Here is an 18,217-nt window from a genome sequence, read left to right as displayed (position 1 = left end):
TAGCCATAACGTAGTTATTTGTTATATTCAGTTTGCTAAGTCTAGCCCGACGGGGTGAAAGTCGGATACCCAATCCGATTGACTTGGTTCTATTTTGGGAATGCCGTGGGAGGCATATGAAATCATTTTATTCATTAGAAGAAGTTATTCTATCTTCAGAAAATAATCTTTCAGTTAATGACATTAAATACTACTGCAGAATCGGAGAATTAAATCCTTGTATATATTTTCAAGGTAACCTTGTCTGCATAAGTGACGAAAAACTCCAAGATAGCGCTTGTAAGAGTGGACCTGTAGCTCATATTGAAGAAGTAAAATGGTCTACTATATTTGAAGGATATATCTACTTTTCACAATTAGTTGACTATTTAGATGCTAGTCACACCTTAGATTCAGGTGTTTTTTATAATGTAGATAAAATCATTCAGTCTATTTCTCACGCGATCTCAGATACATCTCTTTTTAATCTTGCAGATAATGAATATTTGAAAGCATTTCCAAGAATGATAGATGATGATATTAAAAATATAAGATGGCTATTAGAGGCGAAGGATTTTGAAGGCAACCCATTTTATGCAAAAAATATTCTTTTCCATCACTCTCAAGTAGATAAATTACTTTCACAACGTCAGTCTACAATTGAAACGAAATCTGCTATTCCTATTTTTTATAAAAATGAATTCTTCACCTTAATAGAAGCCGCGTGCCTTATTGCTAATGAAAATCCAGTAACTATAAATAATGCATGGGATGAAAAGAATTTCTCAAACCAATACCCACGTTTTGTTGAGGCTCATAATTTTATACTATCAATCTACCATACAAGTAATTTGAAGGAGATGGATTCACCCGTCTTCATGTCGTACGAGCTTAAACAGCTACTTGCTAATAAAGATATTTTTATTGCTGGATTTAACGAAAATATTAATCAAATAGCCTTAGAAGAAGAGCTTTATGAGCTAAGAAAAGAAAGAATCCAACTTCGTGAAGAAAAGAAAAATTTGGAACTTGAAATTCAAGAACTACAGAAAGTGCACTCATACCAACAAGAAGAGATTAAAGAAAATTGCTTACCATTCAGTGGTGACAATCCTGATTTCCCTATCGAACTATCGTTAGCTAATTTCATCTGGAAAGAAATATATATTAATAAAAGATTCCCTCAAAAGTACTCTCATGAACAAGCAATTAATGAGTTATTTAACTCTATGAATTTCGAACATATTCCATTGACAGAGAAGTTCAAGGATCGCCTAAAATCCATCACCACTCCACTCCGCCTCAAACCTAAAGATTGGAATGTTTTCAAAGAAAATCAAAAAAATCATGGCCATCCACTAAGTAAAAATTCAAAGGGTACCCCTTAAAGGGGTATCCTTTAATTTAAGGGTGACCGCTTCCCATCCCCCTAGAAGTGCATGCTTATATATAGCTATCAAGGCGTTGCAATGAAATGCAATTGCTATCTATTTCAGATAAATAGGATAGTTACAAACATGGCTTCAATGAATCAAGACCGTTTTTTACGTATCAAAGATCTTGCCAATTATCCAGCTAAACCTGCCACTCAGCATATTTATAAAAGCGGCATTAACAAGGGTCAAGTTAAAACTCTAAACTCACGCCCAGCTTCAAAAGGGCTGATCGGTGTTTCAGACAAAACTATCTGGACGTGGGTAAAGCGTGGGGAATTCCCTGCCCCAGTCAAGCTAAGCCCAAGTGTAACTGTATGGCGTCTTTCTGAAGTTCAAGCATGGATGGCTTCTAAAGGATTGGAGGTTTCTCAATGAATAAGCCTCTTAATTTCCCTCCCAAATTCCAAGAACAACTAATTGAAATCAGTAGTCGCTTTCACAATAGCGATCACCAAGCTGAAGCCACAACAACATCGTTAAAAGTAGCAAAGTACTTTCAACGAAATCATCGTGATGTTCTTCGTGCACTGAGAGAGCTGGAATGTTCTGCTGATTTTAGCGGGCGCAATTTTGCGCTCACGGAATACATCGATACTCAGGGGAAGCCCCGACCAATGTACGAGATGACCAAGAACGGTTTCGTTTTTCTTATTATGAGCTTCACTGGCAAACAAGCCGCGATGTTTAAAGAAAGCTATATCGCGGCTTTTGATGAAATGTCCGACTTCATCAAATCTCAAAATCTGACTCTTATTTCTGAATTTAACAAAGCTGTTCTGCAATATGAACGCGCATCTGATGCCGCTAGTGAAGCTGGGCGCAACTTAGTTTTGTTCGGTCGAAAAATCAAACCTCATGCAGCTGAAAAAATGGCAGAGCTTGAACGCCAGCTACAGCCCCTATTATTTGATGAGGAAGACAAATGAAATTTATTTTTTGGTTATGTCTTCTCAAATCAATATTATTCGGCTATATTGAATTTGTTCGGTGCAAAATCATCGAATCAGCTTTGGTCGGCTGCAAAAGTAACATAGGCGCACAGTCCGCTCTTCGGGCTTTTTTTGTGCGTAAAATCTCTATGCGTTCGCATGTTATGGCGGAGCTGGAGAGGGACACATCTATGATGTGTGCAGGTTCCCTATGTTACCTGCCGACCAACCCTTTTCAGCTTCGTCACCCAAATCATTTGGTCGTGATTGACGAAGCTCCAAAATACATAGGAGCGCATTCATCATGAACGCTAAAGTTAAATCTTCAGAACAATTGATTCCTTTTTATAGTACTAAAGACATAATTAGTGCTTATACCCTTGCATCAGAATCATCAGTACAGCTACGTACACTCTTTAATCAAATAATAAAATCAATATCATTTGTTAAAGCTCATGCTGAAGAATACCGTGCTGATAGCACCGTTTTTACTGAAATGGAAAACTTAACTATCCTTGCAGTTCAATTGGCTGACACCCAAATTGATCGTTATAACGGATTAAAGAATGATAAGGATGCATCTGATGAGTATGACGCGGGTGATTTGCTAGATGCTTATGCCCTTGCTCGTGAGGGAGCTACTTGGTTAGACACACTATGCTTTCAATTAAATAGTGAGATGAGGGAAGTCAAAGAAGCCACTCAAACCAAGATCCATTTTTCAGTCTTTTCAACACTTGAGCGTTTAATCCATATTGCTGAATATTTGGCAGAAAGCCATAGCAATACCTTCAATATTGAATGCGAGAAGTACGAAGCGGAATGGGAGGCTACTAAAAATGGATAAGCCTTCTGAGAGCGCAAAAGACACTTCGCCATTAGAGTCAAACCCTTCAAATATGACAACGCCAACTGAGTATGTTGAATCTGTACGCATTACTTCAGAGCGTCTAATAACGGCTGTACTGAAAAACTATCAGCAAGGAGGATCTGATGAGCATTGATGCAACGCGCTGGGCTTGGACTGCTCCAGTGAATACTTCTTCACAACGTCTTGTTCTACTTTCTTTGTCAGATCGTGCTGGTGAGGAACATACAGCATGGCCGAGCATGGAACGCTTAGCAGCTGATACTGTTTTAAATTTGAAGACAGTAAAAAAAGTAGTGAACGAGCTGATTTCTCTAGGTCTTGTAATCGATACGGGTAAGAGAATGGGTCCTACGGGAAGAGTTAGGGTCTTGGCGTTAGCTGGTGTCCATTCAAGAGAACAAACCCAAAATTGGTACGATTTAAATAAACCCAAAAATGGGTCTATTAAAGATGATAATAAACCCAAAAACGGTACTGTTAAAGAAACCCTAAAGCGGGATGATTCTATGCAGCAAATGAACCCAATTTTGGATAGTAATCAACCCAAAAACGGTACTTTGAATGAACCCAAAAACGGGTCGCAGAATCTATCAATGAATCTATCAATGAATCTCTCTCAAGAACACGACTGGATTCCTAGTTTAGATCAGTTAGTAACTAAGATAAAAATGACAGGTCATGAAAGTGATATAGAGATGATCTTAGGTTTGCCTAGTTTCGAATTTGAATTAAGTGCATTCAACTCTTATTTCGATAACAGCGGTTTATCTGAAAATAAAAAACTGCATAAGTTCACGGCTTGGATCATAGATAAGTTTGATCGTTATAAAAAGCAGAATCCTGAATATGGCATTCAAGCACCGATTGAACAGCAAACTATTTGTACTCAGCCATTTATCAATTTACCGACAAAACCAAAAAGCCTTTTGGGAAGTCCCTAATGAATACAACGATCCATAACTTACAAATTGAGCAAGCTGTTCTTGCAGCATTAATGACCGTTGCAAACTCATATGCTCAAGTTGAGAATCTGATTTCTGAAGAAGATTTTCATGCTACACGTCATAAATTAATTTTTCAGGCAATTGTTGATTTAGATGCAAAGAATTCACCATACGATGCTGTATTGGTCAACCAATGGCTAGAAATGCACAACTACTCCGACGCGGCTGGTGGTGAGCGCTACATCATGCAGATTTTGGGTGATGCACCTTCTAGCTTTTACAACTTGATCCCTTATACAGAAAAGTTAAAGGACCTCACAACCTGTCGAAAGGTTGAAGCAGAAGCACTGAAAGTAATTCAGAACGCACGTAGCTTGACCACAAGCCGTGGTGATTTGGTTTTGAATGCTCAGACAGCTTTTACAGATATAAGTACTGAGCAAGGCAGTACAAGTCTTTTTCATATTCATGATGCCGCCTCCAACACATTTCTTGAGATGCACCGTAAGATTGAAGCCGCACTTGCTGGCGAAACTATGATTAAAGGGATTCAAACTGGTATCTATGACTTGGATAAAAAGTTAGGTGATGTTGAACCTGGTTGTCTAATGGTAGTGGCTGCGCGACCAGCAATGGGTAAAACTACTATGCTCCAGCTCATTGCGAATAATGTAGCAGTTGTACAGAACAAACCCAGTCTAATCATGTCGGGAGAAATGCCGAAGGAGCAAATCGCTATGCGCCTCTGTTGCGCGATTGCACCTGCAGATATTGGAATCGTACGCAATTCCCCTCACCTCCTACCCAAAGAGGAATTTACAGCGTATACAAACGCCGTAGTAATGCTTCAAAAAGTACCAATGCAGATCAATGACACCTCACGCCCATCTATTTCAAATATCCGAGAATCTATTCGTAAAGTAAAACATCAGTATGGTTTTATCGGTGTCGTGTTGGTCGACTACCTGCAGATCATGAAGACAACAAAGCAGTTCGCCCGGGAAGACTTAAAGATTGCCTATTTCACTGGTGAACTTAAAGCCATGGCTAAGGAGTTTGATTGCGTCATAGTGCTTTTATCTCAGCTTAACCGAGAGCTAGAAAAACGTCCTAACAAACGTCCAATGATGTCAGATCTACGAGAATCAGGCGCGATTGAGCAAGATGCTGACCAAATTATTTTTTTATACCGTGATGAGGTCTATAACAAAGAGTCTCAATACAGAGGCATTGCTGAAGCCATCGTTGGAAAGAATCGCCACGGCGAAGCTGGTACAGCCTACATGCATGCTCAACTGAAGTACTGCCAATTCACCAACCTAGATCATGATGCACTTAATCAAATTCAGGGGATTACAATATGATGTTCACCGATGATGGCTCTGTAGATACAGAAATTTTTGGAAAATCACTAGCTGAAAGATTTAAAAACTTAAAGACCCAAAAAAAGGTAAAAGAGTTTTTCGCCAAACGCCGTAGCTATAAACGTCCTGACTTCAATCGTATGATCTTGGATTTAAGTAAGATCGGATGGACACATCAAAAGATCTCCTTTGTTTTACCTGTCAGTGGCGCTTCAACTGTCTCCGAATGGTCACGTGGTGGAATTCCAAATTATGAAAATGGCGAGGCATTAATTCAACTATGGCAATCTGAAACTGGCGTTGAACGCGTTCCTCGTGAAGGTGAATGGGGAACTTATCAATATAAGATTGGACAGTTGGATCTTCTTTGAAAATGGCGACCTATGTGATCGGATCATTGATTAGTTGGATCGAGAGTTAGACTGTGAAACTAGCAAAAGATCCAGTAATAAGGGGTGGTGCTCAAAACCTTAAAAATACAGCCCAAACTATTGAAAACAGTGATGTTAAGGGATGCCCTCAAATTTGAGGATAACCATTGTTTTAAACTCTAATCAGTGGTGAAAGTTAAGAGATGCCCCCCAAAGTTGGGGTTATCTTTGTGAGTACCTGATAGTCACGTGCAAAACTCAATTTTGAGGTCTGTCCATATTTGGACACACCCACTCAACGCAATTTTTCGCTCAGTGAATACCGTTGCTCACTTTTGAGCATCGCTTTTATGGAGTGGTCATTTTGACCATACCCATACTGGTGACTGTACGAAAGTTTCGTAGCTCATTAACCAACGCAATTTTTCGCTGGTCTATTACGGAAAACTCAGGTTTCGGAACAACTACGCGCGCGTGTAGGTGGACGCAATTTTGCGCCGTCCTACTACGAAAGTTTCGTAGTTCATTAACCAACGCAATTTTTCGCTGGTCTATTACGGAAAACTCAGGTTTCGGAACAACTACGCGCGCGTGTAGGTGGACGCAATTTTGCGCCGTCCTACTACGAAAGTTTCGTAGTTCATTAACCAACGCAATTTTTCGCTGGTCTATTACGGAAAACTCAGGTTTCGGAACAACTACGCGCGCGTGTAGGTGGACGCAATTTTGCGCCGTCCTACTACGAAAGTTTCGTAGTTCATTAACCAACGCAATTTTGCTCATATCCCCCAGTGGGGGAAGTGGTCCCGATCCGAAAACTCTTGGAACGCTAACCACACTTTAAGTGTAGTGAAAAGGAATACCACCTGGCCAACACCAACCCAGTAGCTGAATGGTCAAGATAACCATGCAGATTCAACTATCACGGAAATCATGACAATAGAATAAACAGCTTTAGATTGCTTTAGATCGGTGCAGTCTAATTAGGCAAAAACACCTCTTTCATAGGGTTTGTTTCGCAAAAAGGATAAATGGGGTGATTACACCCCCTATTCTGTCTAGGTACGTCTAGCAAAATCCGTATCAGTACGTACAGCAAAACGGCCTTAAATTATTCTCTACGGCGTTTAATTGAATTACCTTGATAAGCCACCAGTAGAGAGACCATCAAAACAGCTTCAAAGCTATATACAGTAAGATTTACCTCTATTTTAAGGAAATCCCATTTCATCAAGGTACATCAAGGTAAAACAAATCTAGCACTACTGCTTCATGCAAAATATTTTAGATTTTGCTCAGTAACGCTTTTAGAAAAAGTATGAAACGCACAGTAAAAATGTCAGAAACGGACGGTAAAAATGTCAGAAACGCACAGTTTCCGGCTGTGTAACGGTAGACATGAGTAAAATTTAATCTATGTATTCAAGAATTATTAATCAGTCTGTTATTTAGCTACTATTCTCATAGGCTGAAAATCATCAATATGAACTTTCTTGGCCTTCAGTAGATCTTCTCTTTTACCATCTACGACCAAGACGGCGCGCTTAACCTGAACTGTCCAGGTGCGATCCGCTCCGCACATCGTTTCCGATTCAAGAAAAATATTTCCAAATGCTTTACCTTGAAGGTTTTGTATATCGCCGTAGGTTATTACATTCTCAGAAGTCCCTTGCACTCTGCCGGATTTGTCCTTTGCCACCAGGTCTAAATACAGTTTGTCATAGGTCCCAAGAAAATCATGGATAGTCACATCCACCACGGCGGAACAGATCCCTGAGTTCACATAGCTGGTCTTAGAATGCTGAAGTGTAATTGGGGTAGCCAAAGCCACTGAGCTTATAAGACTCATTAGAGAGAAAGCTATTATCTTCTTCATGATGTGAAATTCCTTTTTCTACTAAGATTATGTATGCGATGTTATCAGAGGCTGTATTTCAAGTGAGTCAAGCAAGCCACTTTCTCTTTCCCAGGTATCGACAGCTTTGATCCCGTAACGACTACTGGAACGTCCATGCGCTTTAATCACTGGTTCAGGAAAGTTCTTTTTATTTCGCCAGCTGATCAAAGTACCTTTAGTAATTCCATAGCGCTTTAATAACTCAGGTGTTGAGATATATAAGGTCATCAATTATTCCTCAAAGTGTAGTCATACTAATCAAGCTATTCAGCAATAACTGCAACTTTGAATTGTATTTCACATTCATTCTTCACATGTTCTTAGTGGGAATGTATAGCTGTAAAGTTCCATAAAATCACTATTAATCACTTTAAAGGAAAAATGAGTGCCATTTACCCTATAAACTTGAGAAGTGCCAATAGCTGAGGAACAAGCGTAATTTCTAATTAATTGACTAAACTTTTCCAAATCTATTTTTTCCGATAAATCCTTTTTAGTTTCAATATCTCTTAGCGCATAAGTCTGAGAAATTAAAGGTCTGCTTAACACCATGGTTAATAGCTCTGTATCAGCATCAACTTTTCTAGGTAACGTCGAAACTACTTCATTGGTGATTTGACGAGTAAGATCGTTAAAGCTATCAATATCAATAATTTCATATTTCTCATTGATTATCTTGGCATTGATTAACGAGCGATCAAATCCATTTTCTGCTAAAGCTACTGTTGAATACCCTAAAAGTAATATGGGTAAAACTCTACCAATCATATTTCCCCCTTAATTGTCTCATCACATCATTTGATGTTGAATTTTGGCTATTTATAAATATCAATACAACATAGTAATCTAAAAATTAAAAAAGGAGCCGAAGCTCCTAATTTTATTCTTCTGATAAATCCCACCAGTAACTATTACCTAAGTTCTCCAGGCGCTGCTGTGTTCTCGGTAAATAATCAGGATCAATCATATTCTGCATTTTGGAATACAGCATTCGATCTACGACCAGCTTACTGTACCAAAGATTCTGCAATGGAATATTACTCTTCAGGGTATTGGCCACTTCCATCATCCGGGTAGATTCTTTCCCCTCGATGATGTTGTTACCCATACCAGTTAGCAGCATACCCAGCTTCATGCTTTGGCCTAATAATGGGCCACTGATAAAGTCTGATGCACTTCGACCAGTTGGATCTGAAAGTGCAGACATGATGTCCCCCAGGAAGGAAAGCCCGCCACCTTTAAGAAGTGACTTACCAAAGAAATCAATCGTAAATACCGGCTCTGGATTCTTACCATTGGCCAAGTTCTGAGTCTGAACGATCAATGCACCTGCTAAAGTTTGATAAGCCAGTAGCGAAGCTAGGAACGTCACCCGACTCTTAATATCTCCCTGGGCAAAGGCACGATGACCAATACGGAACATATAAGCCAATGGGAAGCCTTTGAACTGGAATAAGGTTCGGCCTAATTCCCCTTGGATGGTTCCAGCTTCGCCTAAGTTAATGATGCTACGTTCACGTACACCTGCTTCAATAATAGCGACTGACTCCTCGTTAAATAGATGAGTCTGGTATTTCATAGCAGCTTTATACCGGAAGTCAGCCAGTGCATTAGCATTGTCCTGCTTGTCCAGTGGCAAGAACTGCTTAATCACATCATCTGGTGCATTAAAGAAATCATTCTGAGTCAGTACCGCCGTCCCATCTTCACGTTTACTTGGCTCCAGCTGCTGCCATAACTGCCAGTCACGCTCGGTAATACCATTCCCCTGTAAGATCTTAAGATCATCTGCACCAAGATCCTTCCAATCCGTTTTACGGGTCATTTCAGCAAGCTTATTCATATGCACCAGATTAAGCGCTCGTTTCGCTCCTGCAGTGACGGCGTTCAGTCCTGATAGTTTCATAGTCGTTGCAGCAAAAGCCTGCATACGTGCATTAAAGCGGCCTGACTTGGTAGCACTGCTGACAATATCAGCATCACCAAAACGAGTCATTGAACCGGCCATTTCGTTAATGCCAAGGCCAAACCGCAATGCTTCATCACGTGTGGCACCCTGTTTCAATTGCTTCATGTATTCAGGGAGGATCGATTTGGTATAAGACAGGCCCAACATATTAGCCACTTTCTTCATGCTGGCATGGTCGCCAAAGGTCGTCAGCGTGGTACCACCCAATTTAGATGCAACCATTAAGGCACGTAGGCCACCCATAACGTTACCTAAGGTTGAATCAATCGCTCTGGTATTAGCATCTAGGGTGTTATACATCGACATGGCCCTGTGCGCCTGCTTATCAATCTCACCATGTTTCATACCATTCTGTGGATCTGCTTTCAGTTTGATCTTGGCTTCATCCAATAACGACTCAAAGGTATGACGAGGATTGGACCCAAGGTTCTGCATCATGGCCACTTCTGTACTCATGCGGTGAGTATGGTTTTTCAGAATCTCATGAAACCCTGCTTCATCATAAGTTCCATATTTCTTTTGATATGCCAGCCATGCATCACCATCCTTGAAATGCAAAGCACGTGATTCCTGGTGGCGATTTGCCATCTTTGAACGACCACCTACAGGTGATGTACCTGCTTTGGCCTGTTTATTCAGTATCAGTAAGTCTTTGTTGGCGCCGTTGGTTGAAATCGTTTTATAAATCTCCTCGAGCATGGATTTAAGCTCCAGCTCATCCATCAACTCACCAGTCTCTTTAACGTACTGGTTTCTATCTACTCCTTTTAAAGTATCATTTACCCATTCCGCTTGATCCGTTAAAGCTACCTTCTTTTGGTCATGCGATGTCATAAAGCCAAAGTTATCGAGCTTCTTGATATTCCCACCAGCCCGGTTGAAGGCTAAACGTATTTCCTCCAGGGCTGCACTTACTTCCTTGGCCATCGCAGTAATTTCTGGATTATCAGATTTGCCACCAAACATGACCCGGATAATGTCGTCAGTCATTGCCTTGTTCACTGACATACCAAAGCGCTCTTGTGTCTTGGTAAACACATCTGCAACCAATGACATCCAGCGGCTATGCAATGCTTGAGATTGTTTCTCTATGGACTGGATACCACTCTGATCCGAGAAGTATGCAATCTTCCGCATTAAAGCTTGGACCGGATTTAATTTAGGATGGTTATAGATTTCGTTCTGCAGTTGGGCTTTGAGAATCGCATCCCGGGCAATGTTCTGATTGTTCTTAGCGATCTGGACGGCGAGATCCGTAGCAGTTTTCTGCGCAATCGCTTCAGCACGTTCAGCAGGACTTTTAAACATCCAATCAGGATCTGTTCTGGCTAGAGTATTTTGTGCCCGGATATACAGTGATGAAATACGATTACTATCAGCTGCACTTAATTTTCTTTTACCTAATGCCTTTGCAACTTGTTCTCTACATTCAGCTCTCATGCTGCTTCACTCCCAAATCTTAATGCGCAGCTTGCCAATGCTTTCACTGCCTGAATTTCATCTTTTGCGATTTCTTCTTGCTCTTTGACATAGTCCAATAGATCTCGGGATGACATCGTCACAATTTCTTCATTCCCGTTTTCATCCAGGCGCGTAAAAGTCACTTCCATATCGGGATCTGCTTCCAGAATTGAAACCGCTTCCCTACCGTCTGCCGTGTCAGTGAATGCACCGTATTCACCTTTGCTAGACTTGGTTAAGTCCGGTGCACCATCAACCTTGGACTTGCTAGGTTTCCAGAACTCCCGTTCTAATGCCTGGGTAGCTTTATGCTGTACTGCAGTTAATTCAGGACTATCGGCTTTACCATTAGCAGGATGGGCAAATAGATCATTTCCATTACGTGTAGCCTTTACCGGGCTAATGGTGCCATCCTGATTAATCTGGCGCTGGAAGGTCGTATTAGAAGTACTATTGTGTAGTTCTTGAATAATCCCCCCATCATCCATTGACCGCTCTCGTTTAAGGTAGTTTTGCGATCTGGTCGGGGTCCAATTGTCTACACCATCAACAATTGAGTTTTGCGGAATATTTGAACCTGATGTTCTGGTATTGATATCTAAAGTGTTCGATTCTGGATCTGGAAGAATAACGCGTTGTTGTTCTGGCTCAAGCTGGTAAAGATCAGAGTCCAATGTATCCAAATTACGACTGGCACTATTACCAGGGCCAGATAAATCGACCTGAGGTTCAACATACGGCGTTCGATAAGCACCACCTTCAGAATACTGATAATGCGCCGTAGCCTTGAGGTATTCCAGATCCTCTTTAGTCAATGGAGAAGATAGGGCTTCAAACTCTTCCTGGAGTGACTTCACACTATGCTCATCTGCACTGAGTACAAAAGGCATTGCTTCAACTTCAGCATCAGATTGGGACTTGTAAGCAGGTGGTGCAGTTATATCAGACTCAAACTGTGGGAACTCTGATTCGCTCCCTCGGACTTCGGTAGGATGTGCTGCATTTTGTGAACCGACATCACCATAAAGTTTAGCTATATCGTTCCAGCGCTTTTCGTATTTGGCCTTTACCTGCCCAACAGTCATACCATTGAATTGGTGGCTTGAGGTAATGCCTTCTGCAATCTGTCTTGCAGTCTTCTTCTGGTTTCCTTTACTCCAGCGTGTGGCCACATCAACAAAAAGCTCATTATCTTTGGCTTTCAAAAAGACTGGTCCACCACCCTCACCAAAGAAATGCAGATAGTAAAGTTCTAGGCCATTCGGATCTCGATTAAAGTGGCTGCGGAAAACCTTGGCATTGTGCTCGTAGTAGTTCAAGCCCGCTTTAATTTGATCATTACCATCAAACTTGTTCTTACCTCCCATACGGGCAAAGGTGCTATCCAAAGTCTGAAATAAGCCGGTGGCCGATGAAAGTAACTCCCCATTTCTGTCTTTTGGCTGGATTGAAGTACTGAAGGTACCACCAGTTTCCAGATGGGAAATGATCAAGGCATCCACTGGATTAATACCTCGTTTAGAGGCTTCCTGAACAATCGTTTTTGTCCAAGGTTTTTTATCAAATACAGGGTTAGTCAAAAGCTCCGCTATTACTGGTGCTTTATGTTCATCAGTATTGATAGCGTCTGGTCTTACGATAGCTTTCGGTGTACCTGTTATTGGTACCACTGGTGTACTGGTTACGACTGCTTTAGGTGTTCCGCTCACTGGTGCTTTTAAGCTGACCAGCTCATCATTCAGTGCGCTCTCCATTGCACTATCCAATGCATCAAAGTGTGAATTGGCTTCTTTAGCATTAGTTGGGCTAAATGGATTTGTACCCTCTGCATGCTCGATGTTGGCCTGAATATGAGCCGCATCATTCATGGTATCTACATTACTATGGTCTTTGATCTGCTCTGGCCGTAAACGCCCTTTGTTCGCCCACAAGTTGAGTAGCAAGGCCATCCCGCCGTTTGCTGCCAATGTGGACGGACTCAATGCATTTTCCTTTAATGCTTCACCGTATTGAGCGACTTTCTTATTTTCATTGTTTTCAAGAAATGAACCTTCAAGATAATCACCAGCTACGCCAGCTCCAGTAGCCAGCGCAGTAGTAGCCACAGCATCAGCCACTACAGATTTAGCAACACCATGGGTAGGAATAGCAAAGCCCAGAGCATCTGTAACCCCTTTAATAGCCCCACCGGTGCGAGCCGTTTTTATATCCGCCCCTTTGTTAAGTAAGTCTGATTTCTCTGCTTCAAAGGTCTGGTACCCGAATAATCCAGAATTCAATGCCAAACCAGGTACACCGCCTGTACCTAGTGTAGTGACGGCGTTCCAGCCAATACGTGTAAAGTCTTTGGTCAGGCCATAGGTAAACTCACCTATGCCACCTAAATCATCAGGCTTAAAAATCTCGAGGTTTTGCGCTCTTAGAGCTGCTGCTTTCTTGTCACCACGTACTAAGGCATCTGGGGCGGTAGCTGCCTCAATGGTACCCATAGCAACACCGGAAACAGTACCTAATACGCCGTCAGCAAGTCCACCGCGCTCACTTTTAGGTTTAAAGCGAGGGTCGTCCTGATTTAACGTTAATTCATCATCTGCTAAAAAATCCATCTCTACCTCATCTCACTTTAAAAGTTAAGCGTGTTTGACGCTTCTTATCGGTGGCATCCATGATGTACTTGGTACCATTCTTGAAGTAATAGACATATGGATTTTTTGGATCTTGTTCCAAAGGTAAATCCAAGAAGAAGTCTTTATCAGATCCACCATAGTTACGTGCATTACGAGAGTTAAACGTCTCCAGCTGCTCACGAAATGATTTCTCACCAACAGTATGAGGCCGCAGTACTACCGACTTACTCCCAAAGAATCCACCTGAGGTAAATTTACCGCCTGTGACATTCTTAGCAGCTCTATTAAATAGCTCTTCATCAATGGTTTTATTTAAAATATTGCCCTTTGTATCAGTGACCTTTTCAGATTTTTGAACCAAATAAGCATAGTTGGCTTTGATTGAATCCAGATAGATTTGAAAGTCAGGTTTACCTGGTGAAGTAATGCCGGCTAAATACGTTTCTGTATGTTTTGTTAAGCCGCTCTCATCTACTTTGACTAATCCCTTCTCAATCAGATCCTGGCCGGTAACGATCTGACCGGCAATATCTTGCAGGCCACGGTTATTCAGTGATGCAGATAAACGATATGAACCGCTTTCGCCTGCAATGCTATTAATCATGTCTCTGGATGCATTGGCATTGCCTGCACTAGATTTATAAATACTGGTTAGTAAACCTAACTTGTCACCAGGTTTAGCTTTTTCCCAGAACTGCTTTAATTCAGATTGTTGTTGGGTAGAGAAAGGATTTAAGGACCCTACAGTCCCATCTAATATATTGTTGGCGTGAATAGATTTAATATTTTTGGATAGAGCTGCAATCGCTTCAGGGCTACCACTTAAAATTGCATTGGTGGGTACTACCGTCAGATCTTGGCCGGTCTTAATTGAGTAAGCCAAAGCTGAGTTATTTTTCTCATAACCAAGCATATTATCATGCGTTTTAGAGAGAAGATTTAACCTCCAACTCACATCTTTAGCATTGTCTTGCGCCGTATTTTGAGCCTCAGAGCGTCTTTTACTAAGATAGGCTTCACGTTCATCTGCCCCTAGCTTCATGAACTGCTGGACTTCAACCAAGGCACCACTGTACTGGACAAATTCAGATTCTTTTTCAGTCCCTTTAACACGCGCTAAACGGGATTTAAGCACCGCTTCACTTGGAATTAGTAATGTCTCAATGTCTGCCTTCATCTCATTAACAGCATCCTTGGCATCATCTTCTAACTGCTTTTGCTGCAAGGCAGCCGCACGTTTATTCTGATCCATTTGGGTGAGTGCACGACCACTCCAGTAGACAGCCTGTTCTTGGGTTAAATTGGGATGTTTTGCTATTACAGCTTCAGGAGTCGTTAGTTCAGTAAGCTTTTCATTGTCCGACTTATTTCCTAAATAGAATGCAGCCACATCATTGCTGGAGCGATTATTTTTATATTCGTTATAAGCATCTTTAACATGGGCCAAAGGTAGGCTCTTAGATTGTCCATATGTAGCTAAACCATTCCAAACTTCTTGTTCGGAAGCATTCGGGTTCTTTAAATAATTTTCTTTCATGTCCTTAAGTTGGACAATTGCCTGTTGTTGTTCTGATTTCTGCGCGATCGGCAAATACTTCGATGCACTTTGATAAGAATGCTGTTCGAAGTAATTATTAAAGTTTTGCTCAAACTGCTTTGGTACGGCAGTTTTATACTGGGTCTTGATTGACTCAAGGCTTTCCTGTCTTTGCTTTACTGCATTATCATAAGTTAATTCACCACTCTGCATTTTGAGAAGTAGATCATTATCGACCACACTAATGTCAGCACCAACTTTAGATGACTGCAATGCAAAATCGGCTTTCTCTTTTTTTTCTGTTTCCTCTTTAATTTTTTCATTGCGAGCATCTAGAACACCGCCAATAGCATTACCAATTGCGTTTAAGCCTGTCATTGGTGTGTGCTGCTGTAATGTTGGCTGTGAAACTACACGTTCTTGTGAGCGTGGGATTATCATTACTGTTATTCCATAGATCCAAATGAATAGATTTACTTTAGAGTGCTACCTATCCTCAAAAAATGGGTGTATTCATAAACAAAAAAGGAGTCATATAGACTCCTTTTTCACATTCGATGACATCGTTACATTTTGCTAATTAATTTAATTCCTGATTTTCGACCGACGTATAAAGATTGAAGAACCGATTTAATGAATTTTATTTTTTTTACAATCTGCCCCACTTCAAAATTAAATGTATTGCGATTAACCAATCGCTTGAACTCTCGTGTCGGATCTAGATAAAACGCCGTAATAATTAATGTATTTGGCATACAGTTCAAACTTTTAAGAATCGAATACAAATGACTGAAGTAAAACTCCTTATTGTTTTTATCTGCTAAATAAGTAAGTCGATGAATTAGTTCTTCCAAATGATCTGCTATCTTCAGTAGATGATGCTGATATTCACTATTCAATAACTGTCTAGATTCTTTCCCATTGGTCTGTCTTAGAAACTCATCAATTAAATATTCTATTCCGTTACACAGTTGGATAGATCTCTCCATGTCATCGCAATCTAATGGTCTGAAAGCTACTACTTTTGTATTTGCCATTTGCTTATACACTCCAACGATCAAGTCTTGGGATATCTTCGTCTGTTTTATTAGTCAGGGTTTTCCAAAGCTCCAACAGTGCTTCTCCTACCTCATAATGAGGTATGCCACCACGAGCCCACTCAGAAACTGAAGATGCACCAGATACAGGCAAGATAAATGCTATTTTCTCTGCCGTCATATCATGAGAGTCTCTAAGCTCTTGGATCATTGTCGAATAATCGGGTGCTTTGTATTTAATTGCAGTTTTAATAAAAATTAGTCTTTTGGATACTTCAAAATTATTCAGTTCAATATAAATTCCCATATCCACCTCCATAAGTTTCAACCTATTAGGGGATAATCGGCGACCTTAAAAAATGGGTATATTTCCAATAAAACGCGCGCGCGCGCGAGGGAGGGAGCTAAACACTATATTTTTAGCCTTTTACCCTACCTGGCAATCAGCCCCATCCTTTAAACATCTTTATTATTACGGCGTATTCAAATAGGTCTGAATAGCTCTTTTTAAGAGCATCTCTAAAACGCTCTTATTTGATGTATTAGCCCTGTTAATCCTTTCACATACCTTAGGTCATTTTTCTCCTTAAAGTTACTCAGTAAGGAAATGGCTGCAAAATTGGACTATATGTTTGTTCATTTTTGGATAGGCTTTTAAAAAACTATAGATCCATATAAAAATCCCAACTTCTAAACAGTGTAATGAGCACTTGAAAAGTTGAACTTTTCTTCTCAGAGAAATTGACAGATTCTTTGGTAGATTCATTGATAGGTTCTGCATCCCAAAAACGGGTACATTCAAAATCCCAAAAACGGGATCGTTCAAAACCCCAATATTGGGAATATTACCGTTTTCGGAATGATACCAATATTGGGTATATTCCCAATTTAAGCAGCGTTGACTAATGCCAACCTTCTGCTTTTTTAGGCTAAAAAATAATTGGACAAAATGTTAGACAAACAATATATATAAAATTTAATAAATATTTGATTTGTAAAATCATTCCATAGACAAAAACTAAGACATTTTTTATATCAAATTTTGATGTGGTAACAGAAAAACAGATATACAGGTTTTGATGTGGTAACAGCATTTTTTTGATGTAGTAACATAATCCATGTATGAAAAACAACCAAAAGTACGGACATAAGGTATCAAAGGACCTATCTATTACTTATCGGTCATATCTATTAAAAAATCAGAGTTTTAAATTATGTTTAAGCAAAAATATATCATCACTATCGAGTCAGAAAATCCACCCAAAATATGCCTAGGAGATTCAATCTACGGCGCTACAGTTATTGCATTGGAAATAGAACAATACCCCGATCTCGTTGATATCGCTTGGATTCTTAAAAGGTTCCCAATGTCTAGAACAACTATCATAGAAAAAATTGGTTCTTTTAATGTCGGTACAGCAGGCAAACACCTTTATGACCCGAATAAAGTAATACCACTTTTAAAAACAAACCTAACGAATAAACGTGGCAGAAAGAGAATAAATTAAATGAAGATACGAGATCCCAAGCTTAATACTTTCACAATGCTATGCATGAGATATGTCTCCCCTGTAGTACATTTAGATACTATAGTTGAGGACTTCTTCACTCATATGGATGTGAAAACAGCACGCAAGAAAGCTAATTTTCATGAATTGCCATTTCCAGCATTTAAACTTGAACAATCAGCCAAGGCGCCGTGGATGGTCAGGCTTGAGGATTTCGCTATTTATTTAGATCAACAATACGCCCTGCATCGCCATGATTACGATGCGATGAAGAATTAATTATAGAA

Annotated in this window: 19 protein-coding genes; 11 read left to right on the top strand and 8 right to left on the bottom strand. The window is 40.3% G+C overall.

Annotation, left to right across the window (positions count from 1 at the left end; all coding sequences use genetic code 11):
• The first annotated feature begins 116 nt into the window (after positions 1 to 116).
• The 9 genes from GFH30_RS01005 (at position 117) to GFH30_RS00975 (ending at position 5,894) form a co-directional block, all read left to right on the top strand.
• Positions 117 to 1,367: a hypothetical protein gene (locus tag GFH30_RS01005; protein WP_153370329.1), complete on the top strand. Its 1,251-nt coding sequence runs from the start codon at positions 117 to 119 to the stop codon at positions 1,365 to 1,367.
• Between the two features lie 129 nt (positions 1,368 to 1,496).
• Entirely contained in the window at positions 1,497 to 1,790 is a 294-nt protein-coding gene (locus tag GFH30_RS01000) for a helix-turn-helix transcriptional regulator (RefSeq protein ID WP_153370327.1), read from the top strand.
• Positions 1,787 to 2,341, top strand: a complete 555-nt coding sequence (locus GFH30_RS00995; protein ID WP_153370325.1) for a Rha family transcriptional regulator — start codon at positions 1,787 to 1,789, stop codon at positions 2,339 to 2,341. Before GFH30_RS01000 ends, GFH30_RS00995 begins: the two co-directional genes overlap by 4 nt.
• Positions 2,338 to 2,652 carry a hypothetical protein gene (locus GFH30_RS13385; RefSeq protein WP_227551530.1) on the top strand — a complete coding sequence of 105 codons (315 nt, stop codon included), beginning with the start codon at positions 2,338 to 2,340 and terminating at the stop codon, positions 2,650 to 2,652. The genes GFH30_RS00995 and GFH30_RS13385 overlap by 4 nt, the downstream gene beginning before the upstream one ends.
• The gene (locus GFH30_RS00990) at positions 2,649 to 3,191 is read left to right on the top strand and encodes a hypothetical protein (protein ID WP_153370323.1); all 543 of its coding nucleotides are present in this window, start codon (positions 2,649 to 2,651) and stop codon (positions 3,189 to 3,191) included. Before GFH30_RS13385 ends, GFH30_RS00990 begins: the two co-directional genes overlap by 4 nt.
• Entirely contained in the window at positions 3,184 to 3,348 is a 165-nt protein-coding gene (locus GFH30_RS13265; protein WP_171501013.1) for a hypothetical protein, read from the top strand. The genes GFH30_RS00990 and GFH30_RS13265 overlap by 8 nt, the downstream gene beginning before the upstream one ends.
• On the top strand, positions 3,338 to 4,156 hold the full coding sequence (locus tag GFH30_RS00985) for a helix-turn-helix domain-containing protein (RefSeq protein ID WP_153370321.1): 819 nt from the start codon (positions 3,338 to 3,340) through the stop codon (positions 4,154 to 4,156). Before GFH30_RS13265 ends, GFH30_RS00985 begins: the two co-directional genes overlap by 11 nt.
• Positions 4,156 to 5,523 (top strand): replicative DNA helicase, encoded by a 1,368-nt coding sequence (locus GFH30_RS00980; RefSeq protein ID WP_153370319.1) that lies wholly within the window; start codon positions 4,156 to 4,158, stop codon positions 5,521 to 5,523. The genes GFH30_RS00985 and GFH30_RS00980 overlap by 1 nt, the downstream gene beginning before the upstream one ends.
• Positions 5,520 to 5,894, top strand: coding sequence for a hypothetical protein (locus tag GFH30_RS00975; RefSeq protein ID WP_153370317.1), 375 nt, complete (start codon positions 5,520 to 5,522; stop codon positions 5,892 to 5,894). Before GFH30_RS00980 ends, GFH30_RS00975 begins: the two co-directional genes overlap by 4 nt.
• Before the next feature lie 1,444 nt (positions 5,895 to 7,338).
• Here the strand turns inward: GFH30_RS00975 and GFH30_RS00970 are convergent.
• From GFH30_RS00970 to GFH30_RS00935, 8 genes are all read right to left on the bottom strand, one after another.
• Positions 7,339 to 7,770, bottom strand: a complete 432-nt coding sequence (locus tag GFH30_RS00970) for a hypothetical protein (protein ID WP_153370315.1) — start codon at positions 7,768 to 7,770, stop codon at positions 7,339 to 7,341.
• A 27-nt stretch (positions 7,771 to 7,797) separates the two neighbouring features.
• On the bottom strand, positions 7,798 to 8,019 hold the full coding sequence (locus GFH30_RS00965) for a hypothetical protein (RefSeq protein ID WP_153370313.1): 222 nt from the start codon (positions 8,017 to 8,019) through the stop codon (positions 7,798 to 7,800).
• A 75-nt stretch (positions 8,020 to 8,094) separates the two neighbouring features.
• Positions 8,095 to 8,559 carry a hypothetical protein gene (locus GFH30_RS00960; RefSeq protein ID WP_153370311.1) on the bottom strand — a complete coding sequence of 155 codons (465 nt, stop codon included), beginning with the start codon at positions 8,557 to 8,559 and terminating at the stop codon, positions 8,095 to 8,097.
• Positions 8,560 to 8,671: 112 nt separating this feature from the next.
• Positions 8,672 to 11,200 (bottom strand): hypothetical protein, encoded by a 2,529-nt coding sequence (locus tag GFH30_RS00955; protein ID WP_153370309.1) that lies wholly within the window; start codon positions 11,198 to 11,200, stop codon positions 8,672 to 8,674.
• Positions 11,197 to 13,827: a lysozyme family protein gene (locus GFH30_RS00950; protein WP_153370307.1), complete on the bottom strand. Its 2,631-nt coding sequence runs from the start codon at positions 13,825 to 13,827 to the stop codon at positions 11,197 to 11,199. Before GFH30_RS00950 ends, GFH30_RS00955 begins: the two co-directional genes overlap by 4 nt.
• 7 nt (positions 13,828 to 13,834) lie before the next feature.
• The gene (locus GFH30_RS00945) at positions 13,835 to 15,826 is read right to left on the bottom strand and encodes a hypothetical protein (protein ID WP_153370305.1); all 1,992 of its coding nucleotides are present in this window, start codon (positions 15,824 to 15,826) and stop codon (positions 13,835 to 13,837) included.
• 125 nt (positions 15,827 to 15,951) lie between these two features.
• Entirely contained in the window at positions 15,952 to 16,422 is a 471-nt protein-coding gene (locus GFH30_RS00940) for a hypothetical protein (protein ID WP_153370303.1), read from the bottom strand.
• A 4-nt stretch (positions 16,423 to 16,426) separates the two neighbouring features.
• Entirely contained in the window at positions 16,427 to 16,729 is a 303-nt protein-coding gene (locus GFH30_RS00935; RefSeq protein ID WP_153370301.1) for a hypothetical protein, read from the bottom strand.
• A gap of 907 nt (positions 16,730 to 17,636) precedes the next feature.
• On the opposite strand from GFH30_RS00935, the gene GFH30_RS00930 reads away from it, so the two are divergent.
• Both GFH30_RS00930 and GFH30_RS00925 read left to right on the top strand, forming a co-directional pair.
• A complete protein-coding gene (locus GFH30_RS00930) occupies positions 17,637 to 17,930 on the top strand; it encodes a hypothetical protein (RefSeq protein ID WP_153370299.1) in 294 nt (97 codons plus the stop codon).
• Positions 17,931 to 18,209, top strand: coding sequence for a pyocin activator PrtN family protein (locus tag GFH30_RS00925; protein WP_153370297.1), 279 nt, complete (start codon positions 17,931 to 17,933; stop codon positions 18,207 to 18,209).
• Positions 18,210 to 18,217: the final 8 nt, after the last annotated feature.

Source organism: Acinetobacter wanghuae (assembly GCF_009557235.1).
In the GTDB taxonomy this organism is placed as follows: Bacteria; Pseudomonadota; Gammaproteobacteria; order Pseudomonadales; family Moraxellaceae; genus Acinetobacter; species Acinetobacter wanghuae.
This window is presented reverse-complemented; position numbering and strand designations above follow the sequence as displayed.

Coding starts and splice junctions, on each gene's coding strand:
- GFH30_RS01005 (WP_153370329.1), top strand. CDS start 117: ATGAAATCATTTTATTCATTAGAAGAAGTTATTCTATCTTCAGAAAAT.
- GFH30_RS01000 (WP_153370327.1), top strand. CDS start 1,497: ATGGCTTCAATGAATCAAGACCGTTTTTTACGTATCAAAGATCTTGCC.
- GFH30_RS00995 (WP_153370325.1), top strand. CDS start 1,787: ATGAATAAGCCTCTTAATTTCCCTCCCAAATTCCAAGAACAACTAATT.
- GFH30_RS13385 (WP_227551530.1), top strand. CDS start 2,338: ATGAAATTTATTTTTTGGTTATGTCTTCTCAAATCAATATTATTCGGC.
- GFH30_RS00990 (WP_153370323.1), top strand. CDS start 2,649: ATGAACGCTAAAGTTAAATCTTCAGAACAATTGATTCCTTTTTATAGT.
- GFH30_RS13265 (WP_171501013.1), top strand. CDS start 3,184: ATGGATAAGCCTTCTGAGAGCGCAAAAGACACTTCGCCATTAGAGTCA.
- GFH30_RS00985 (WP_153370321.1), top strand. CDS start 3,338: ATGAGCATTGATGCAACGCGCTGGGCTTGGACTGCTCCAGTGAATACT.
- GFH30_RS00980 (WP_153370319.1), top strand. CDS start 4,156: ATGAATACAACGATCCATAACTTACAAATTGAGCAAGCTGTTCTTGCA.
- GFH30_RS00975 (WP_153370317.1), top strand. CDS start 5,520: ATGATGTTCACCGATGATGGCTCTGTAGATACAGAAATTTTTGGAAAA.
- GFH30_RS00970 (WP_153370315.1), bottom strand. CDS start 7,770: ATGAAGAAGATAATAGCTTTCTCTCTAATGAGTCTTATAAGCTCAGTG.
- GFH30_RS00965 (WP_153370313.1), bottom strand. CDS start 8,019: ATGACCTTATATATCTCAACACCTGAGTTATTAAAGCGCTATGGAATT.
- GFH30_RS00960 (WP_153370311.1), bottom strand. CDS start 8,559: ATGATTGGTAGAGTTTTACCCATATTACTTTTAGGGTATTCAACAGTA.
- GFH30_RS00955 (WP_153370309.1), bottom strand. CDS start 11,200: ATGAGAGCTGAATGTAGAGAACAAGTTGCAAAGGCATTAGGTAAAAGA.
- GFH30_RS00950 (WP_153370307.1), bottom strand. CDS start 13,827: ATGGATTTTTTAGCAGATGATGAATTAACGTTAAATCAGGACGACCCT.
- GFH30_RS00945 (WP_153370305.1), bottom strand. CDS start 15,826: ATGATAATCCCACGCTCACAAGAACGTGTAGTTTCACAGCCAACATTA.
- GFH30_RS00940 (WP_153370303.1), bottom strand. CDS start 16,422: ATGGCAAATACAAAAGTAGTAGCTTTCAGACCATTAGATTGCGATGAC.
- GFH30_RS00935 (WP_153370301.1), bottom strand. CDS start 16,729: ATGGGAATTTATATTGAACTGAATAATTTTGAAGTATCCAAAAGACTA.
- GFH30_RS00930 (WP_153370299.1), top strand. CDS start 17,637: ATGTTTAAGCAAAAATATATCATCACTATCGAGTCAGAAAATCCACCC.
- GFH30_RS00925 (WP_153370297.1), top strand. CDS start 17,931: ATGAAGATACGAGATCCCAAGCTTAATACTTTCACAATGCTATGCATG.